The organism is Frankia sp. Cppng1_Ct_nod (assembly GCF_920656135.1).
GTDB classification, from domain to species: domain Bacteria; phylum Actinomycetota; class Actinomycetes; order Frankiales; family Frankiaceae; genus Protofrankia; species Protofrankia meridionalis.
Genome location: NZ_CAKKTK010000129.1, coordinates 1 through 6972, shown reverse-complemented (window position 1 = coordinate 6972; position 6972 = coordinate 1). Strand labels below are relative to the sequence as shown.

Here is a 6972-nt window from a genome sequence, read left to right as displayed (position 1 = left end):
CGTCTCCCGACCGGCACGGGTCAGCTGGCGGCGCGCGGGCGCCTTCACAGTGTCGAAACGGTCCTGACCGGCCCACAGAGCCAGCGTGTCCGCCGCGGTCCGGACGTCGGCGTGCGTCGCCGCGACCCCCCCGGCTGCCGCCCGCCAGACGGCCCGTACCTGCGTTGCCGCGATCCGTGCGGCGTCCGCCGACCCGGTGAACGGTTCCGCGGGGTCCGCGTCGTTGCCTTCAACCGGTCCACCGGACGCCGGTCCACCGGTTTCGGCGAGGGCGTCGGCGAGCAGGTCTGCGACCGCCCGCAACGTCGAGAGGTCCGAGTCCGCCCGCCGTGCCGCCTCCACCAGCGACTCCCGGTGCGCCCGCACCCGTTCGTGTGCCTCGGCGGCCCGTGCGACCTCGGCGCGTGCCGTCCGCAGCAGGTCCTCGGCGTGCGGCAGATCGCGGGGGGCCCACGGGCCGGCAGGTGGGCCGACCGCGCGATGGCGGGACTCCGCCCCGACCTGGCGTAGCTCCTCCCGCAGGCCACCGAGCCGTTCCAGCACGTCGTCGAGGTCCCGGCCGAGTGCGACGAGCCCGCGGCGGGCCTCGGCCTCGCCCGCGGCCCGGGCCACCGCGTCCCCACCACTGACCCCCGCGAGCAGCTCGCGGGCCTGCGCCCGGATGCCGGCGGGAAGGACGTCGTTCGCCGCCCGTGCCGCGGCCTGCGTGCGGCGGCACCGCTCGAGGCCGGCCCGCAGGTCCGTTTCCACCTCGACCTGAGCGTACGTGCGGTTCGCCGCCTCATAGACCGTCCGGAGCACCGCCACCGGCAGGTCGGCATCGTTCGCCCGGCCCCGCTCGTCCGGTGCGTCGGGGGCCGGATTACGGCTGGTGCCGTGGGCAGGTTCGTGGGTGGGGTCCCCGGCGCCCATCACCCCGGCGGTCTCGGTCCGGGCCGCGTCGGCGTTACGGCGGGCCGCGTCCGCACGGCGATGCGCGTCACGCGCCGAACGCCGTGCCTCCTCGGCGGTGTCATGGTGCCGGGACGCCTCGCCGGCCTTCTCCTGCGCCGCCGTCTCGAACGCGGCTGCCTCCCGGGCGGTCCGGGACCGGTCACCGACCGTGCGGGCGAGTCGGTCGAGGGTGGTGGCGCGGGCGACGGAGGACTGCTCGTCCGCCCGCTGGGACCTGAGCGCGGCCAGGGCGGCATCCGCCTCGGCCGCGGATGCCGCTGCCCGGACGCGTGCCTCGGCGAGGACCCGATCGGCCGCCGCGAGCGCATCCGAGGCGTGGCCCGCGTCGGTGGCGAGCGCAGTCAGCCGGCCGGACGGGTTCTGCGCCCGCCAGGCCGTGATCGCGGCGGCGAGGCTGCGGTCACGGTTGATCCGGGCCGTGAGCTGCACCATGAGTGCGGACCGCTCGCCGTGGCGGGCCCGGATCGCGGCCCGTTCGGTCTCGGCCGCGTCCTCGTCGAACATCGCCGGGTTCGGCGGGATGAGGAACACCTGCCGCCCGTCGGAACCGCTGTCGGGATCCGCGCCGCCGAGGTCGATCAGGACGGCGGCGGTGCCGACCGCGACGATCCCGCGTGGCAGGAGCCGGGCCGCGCTCAACGCCGCCCGGGCCCGTTCCAAAGACCCGGCTACGGGCAGCACGACCCCGTCGACCAGTTCCGGGTGGGCGAGGAGCACCGCGTCACGCTGCTCCTCGCCCACGGAGCCCGCCAGGTACAACCAGCCCGCGACCGCGGTGACACCGGCGGCCTCCAGGACGTCGATGGCCGCGGTCACCTCGGGTCGGGCCGGCAGCAGGTTGCCCGCGCCGAGTGCGTCGAGCACTCGGGCGTCGGCGTCCGCGGCCATGGACAGCGCCAGTTTCCGGGTCTCGGCCGCGTCGATGGCGGTGCCGAGAGCGGCGAGGGCCCGTTCCGCGTCCGCATCCAGATCGACGGCGGGTACGTCGCCCAGGACCTCGGCGAGGCGATCGCCGGCTGCCACCGCCAGCGCATCGGATGCCGCCCGCGCCCGGTCCCGTTCGTCGCCGAGTCGGGCGAGCACAGCACGGGCAGTGTCACAGGCACGTTCCGCCTCGCGCTCGCGGTCGGCCGCGTCCTGGCGGGCACGGTGACATGCCTGAACGGCGTCCAGCCCGGCGCGGACCGTGCCGGCGGCGGCCGCTGCCGCCTCGGCGGCATCCCGGGCCAGGGCGGCCACATCGCAGGACACGTCCGGCACCAGACCGTCCGCGACCGCCCGCCGCAGCGCGTCGGTTGCGGACACGTCGTGTTCGGCCAGGGACTGCCGGTGGGCGCGGGCTGTCGCGGCCTCGTCCGCGGCGTGGCGCTCGGCCCGCGCGGCCCGGTCGGCCTGTGCCTCGTGCTCACCCGCCCGGACGTCGGCCGCGGCGGCCTGGGCATCCGATGCCGTGGCCAGGGTGAGCAGCCCGCGCACGAGGGCCCGGCCCGCGGCATCGCGTTCGGCGAGCGCGGGCGCCGCCTTGGTCTCGGCGTCGGCGACTAGCCGGGTGAGCCGCTCGGCCTCGGCCGACGCGGCGGCTAGCCGCAGCACCTCCTCGGTCGCCCGCCATGCATCCAGCGTCCGCTGACCTGCCTCGCGGGCCGCCACCAGGGTGTCCCGGTCCCTTTCCGCGACAGCCAGCCGCAGCTGCGCGATCGTCGTTCGCAGGGCCAGTACGCGGTCACCGGCACGACCGCGCGCGATCTCGGCGGCGCGTTCGGCGTCGGCCGCCACCGCGGCCTCCGCGTCCAGTTGGGTCACCCCGGCGGTGTCGCGGGCCAGGCGAGCGTCCACAGTCGCGGCCAGCCCCGCCACCTGGGAGGCGGCCACGGTCAGGGCGGTTTCGGTCTGGGCGCGTCGCGTCACCGCGTCCACCAGGGGGTGCAGCCGGTCGAGGACACCGGCGACGAAGTCCCGTTCGGCGGCGAGTACAGCCCGTTCGGCCAGCTTCCCGGCGTAGCCGTCGACGACATCCTGCAGTCCGACCGGGTCCTCCAGAGGAGTCACCGCCCGTAGCAGGAAGTCGACGAACTGTTCGTCGCTGCCGAACGCGAACGCCTCGGCGGCCTCGCCCTCGCCCGCGTTCATCGCCCGCTGGTAGCGGAACAGCTCCGGGTCCAGTCCGAGGACCCCGAGGTGCTCATTCCAGGCACCCGGGCTGGTCTCCCAGACGAGGTCCAGGTTCGTCTCGGTGGCGGCGGCGTCGAGGAGGCGCTGGCGGAATCCGGACAGGGTGACCAGCCGGCCGTCCCGGGTGAGTGGAAGCGTGTCGAGTTCGACCGCTCCGCCGGGGCGGAATCCGTACCAGGCGTCAGCGAGTCGGGTGACGTCGCCGGTGGACGCCCGGCCCTTCCACTCGCTGACCTTTCCGGTGACGATCCGTTCGCCGGTGACGGCATGCTGCCACTCGCAGATCACATGCCCGCAGTCCCGGGCCAGGACGAAGTTGTCCAGCACCCTGCCGTTGGAGGTGCCCACGACCTGACGACGACCCGGCAGCACCACCGAGAAGATCAGTTTCATCAGGACGCTCTTGCCGCCGCCGTTCTCCAGGAACAGCACCGAGGCGGGCGACGGGCGCCGCGGCCGGGTACGGCCCTCGCCGAACAGCGCGTCCTGGTGGGGTCCGGTGACCGGTGCGCCCACATCCGAGAAGTCGAGCAGGACGTCGGAGAAACGGGCGCCGCGCGGACCGATCGAGTGCAGCCGGACCCGGGACAGCTCATACATCGGCACCTCCCGCTCCCGCGACGCGGGTCAGCTCCGGCGTGTCCGACAGGACGCGCACAGCCCCCCGGCCGTCGCTGACGGTCATTACCCCGAGTGCGAGCAGCTCCTCGAGGGCGGCGTCGGCGGCAAGCTCCCGAACCTGCACCTGATAGCGCGGGGTGGTGCGATAGGTCCCACCATGCTCGTCGCTGATCGCGACCAGGCATCCGGACTCGACGAGGAAACCCATCGCGCGGGCGATGATCCCGGTCGTCGAGCCGGCCAGCCGGCGGGCGTCTCGCGTCGCGCCGGTGGCGGTCCGGCGGGCGTAGAGCCGCCACGCCCGTTCCAGCTTCGGCGCGTCCGCGGGCGGGTCCGTGTCGTTGTCGTGCATGGTCCCGGCGAGCTTCTCGTCCAGGCGGCGGCATGCCTCCCGGACAAAGGCGTCGACACCTTCCACGCTGACCCGCCCGATGTAGGAGTCGTCGGTGAGGTCCGCGGGACGCGGGAACGCCAGCGCCGCCACGGCGAGCTGTGCGACGGCGTGCAGTAACCGTTCGGGAACCCGGTGTTCCCCACTGGTCCGCCGGGCGTAGTCGCTCATCCGGACGGCGAAAGCCGAGTCCTCCGCGGCGGCCGGCACCAACCCGGCGCGGTCGCAGACATCGAGGACCACGATTCCGAGCCCGGCGGCGACCGCCCCGGTCAGTTCGGCGAACCCAGGCTCGGCCAGGTACCGACGCACCAGCTCGGCGTAGTCGGCATCCCGGGCCGGAACGAGCCTCTGCCGCAGCCCGAACGCGACCAGCCGGGCGGCGTCCGTCACCTGATCCCTCAACACGCCACCGTTACCTCGTCCGTTACCTCGTCGACATCCGCGTCGACATCCGCATCCGCGTCGGCGGGGATCAGCCGTACCCGTCCGACCAGCAGGTCCGTGCCACCGAACTCCGGGTCATCCAGGGGCACGCCGTCGTCGACGGCCACGAGCACGGTGTCCTCGCGGTGCCGGCGGGTAATCCCGATCTCGGGGCTCACCGCGTGTAACGCGATCAGTGCCACCAGGTCCGCGAGGTCCGGGCCGTCCGTGTCACGGGCCTCGGCCAGCAGTGCCGACAGTCGGCGCGGCGCATCCGGGTCGATGTCGAACAGGTCCATGGCCGCTGCCCACGCCTCCTCACCGAAACGAGGCGGTTCCGACCAGGCCACCAGGTCCGGGTCGACCAGCTCGGCGCCGAGGGCCGCGCGTTCGGCGGTCGGCTCCAGCAGCGTGTCGACGAGGTCGAGCAGGCGCATCGCCCGCGGCACCCGGACACCGACCGCGCTCGTGAAGAAGGCGAGCGCGGGTGCCTCGGCCGCGCCGACGGTCAGCCCCAGCGTCGGGGTGAGCAGCTGTGTGTACAGGTCGACGCCGGCCCGAGCCGGTTGATCGGCGAACTGCTGGCGGTCCTGCTCGGTCCGGAAGACCGAACCGGCCTCCTGTAGGCGGGCCTGTAGCTGGGTGTGGCGGCGCACGCAGTCGCCGACGATCGTCACCAGTTCGGCGGCCTGGCGCTTGTGCTCGACGTCCTCGGTGGAGTCCCGGTAACGCCGGATGTGGGTGAGGATCGCGTTCTCGTGCCGGTACCGCTGCTCGATGTGGGTGAGAGCCTCGTCGACCAGCTCGGGGACGGCGTGCAGCCAGTCGACGGCGAGGACGTTGCGGCGGGTGGCCTCCAACTGGCGGCGAAGCTGTTCGGCGTACTGGACGGTCCGGTAGCGGGCCTGCTCGGCAGCGGTCCGCGCGTCGACGAGGCGACCGCTGCGGATCAGGCTGTCCAATGTCACCTCCGCGGCGACCTGGGCGGAGGTGACATCGGTGTCGAGCGCGCCGACAAGCACGGTCACGGCCTCGTCCGTGGTGCGCAGGTAGATCTCGCCGGTCGGGTCGGTGAGCTCCACCAACAGTTTGAAGTCGAACCGGCGGCGGACGTAACGGCCGTCGTCCCGGTAGGTGCCGTACACGGACTCGAACCCTCGGTCGACGCTACCCACGTTGATCAGGTTGTCGAGCACCCATCCGGCGACACGGGCATGTTCGGCCGAAGGCCGGTCCGGCGCCTGGGCTGCGGCCAGTGGGACGAGGCGCTGGCGGACCTGGGAGTGGTCGGCGCCGCGGTCGAAATCCATGGCGACGGTGACCAGGTCGATGGCGTACAGGGCGAGCTCCGCCATGGCGTAGGCGGTGAAGTCGCCACCGTCGAGGTGGTTCTTGCGCGCGTCGAGGTCATGCAGCGGCTGGGTGAGGGCGAGAGCCTTGAGCCGGCGGGTCATCCCGGTGTCCGCCGCCGGCCGGCGTGCGCCGTGAACGGGGTCGGGGGTGCGCACCGAAGCGACCTTAGCAGCGCGTTCGGACCTCCCCGAGCAGCCGCACACGTCCGGTGGCCGCGCAATCCTGGTTCCTCTCACGGCCGGAGGCTCCAAGGGGACTAGGCTTTGCGGTATGGCATCGGTGTCGCTGTCCAAGGGCGGCAATGTGTCGCTCAGCAAGGTTGCTCCGAACCTCTCTGCCGTGACTGTCGGCCTCGGCTGGCAGGTGCGTCAGACCTCCGGCGCAGACTATGACCTTGACGCGAGCGCGATCATTGTCAATGACCGGGGCAAGGTTCTCTCCGACCAGTACTTCGTGTTCTTCAACAATCTCGTGAGCCCCGACGGCGCGGTGAAACACATGGGTGACAACCTCGTCGGTGGTGGCGGGGGAGACGACGAACAGATCACGGTCGAGTTGTTCGGGCTCACGCCGCAGGCGTCCAAGGTTGTCTTCGCGGTGTCGATCTATGATGCCGATGTGCGCAGACAGACCTTCGGGCAGGTTCGGGACGCCTTCATTCGCGTGGTCGACTCGACGGCGGGTACGGAGATCGCCCGGTACGACCTCACGGAGGATGCGTCCACCGAGACTGCGATGATCTTCGGTGAACTCTACCGGTACTCCAACGAGTGGAAGTTCCGGGCGGTCGGCCAGGGATACGCGACCGGTCTACGCGGAATCGCCATGGACTTCGGGGTCAACGTCTCCTGACCAGGTCGGGAAGCGGGCAGGACCGGCCTTGGTAGGCGGCTGCCGGTACGAGGACCCGCCGCCCGGCTCCCCGCGGGTCGCCTATAATGATCACTCGACCTTGCGCATGACACCTGGCCAGTTGATGTAACCGACGAACCACCGCCGGTGGGCCGAAATCGTGGTTCTCGGGGATGTTCTCAGAACGGTGGCGGATCCAGCCC

Annotated in this window: 4 protein-coding genes; 1 reads left to right on the top strand and 3 read right to left on the bottom strand. The window is 72.5% G+C overall.

Annotated elements, in window-relative coordinates; genetic code table 11:
* The 3 genes from NBW77_RS21525 to NBW77_RS21515 form a co-directional block, all read right to left on the bottom strand.
* On the bottom strand, nucleotides 1–3726 hold a 3726-nt coding region (locus NBW77_RS21525; RefSeq protein ID WP_250280240.1), incomplete at its 3' end, for a hypothetical protein.
* A complete protein-coding gene (locus NBW77_RS21520; protein ID WP_131747100.1) occupies nucleotides 3719–4546 on the bottom strand; it encodes a hypothetical protein in 828 nt (275 codons plus the stop codon). The genes NBW77_RS21525 and NBW77_RS21520, both read right to left, overlap by 8 nt.
* Nucleotides 4540–6018 carry an amino acid adenylation domain-containing protein gene (locus NBW77_RS21515; protein ID WP_175324725.1) on the bottom strand — a complete coding sequence of 493 codons (1479 nt, stop codon included), beginning with the start codon at nucleotides 6016–6018 and terminating at the stop codon, nucleotides 4540–4542. Before NBW77_RS21515 ends, NBW77_RS21520 begins: the two co-directional genes overlap by 7 nt.
* 169 nt (nucleotides 6019–6187) lie before the next feature.
* Here NBW77_RS21515 and NBW77_RS21510 point away from each other — a divergent pair, with 169 nt between their 5' ends.
* Complete coding sequence (locus NBW77_RS21510; RefSeq protein ID WP_131747098.1) at nucleotides 6188–6769, top strand: TerD family protein; 582 nt, start codon at nucleotides 6188–6190, stop codon at nucleotides 6767–6769.
* Nucleotides 6770–6972 lie beyond the last annotated feature (203 nt).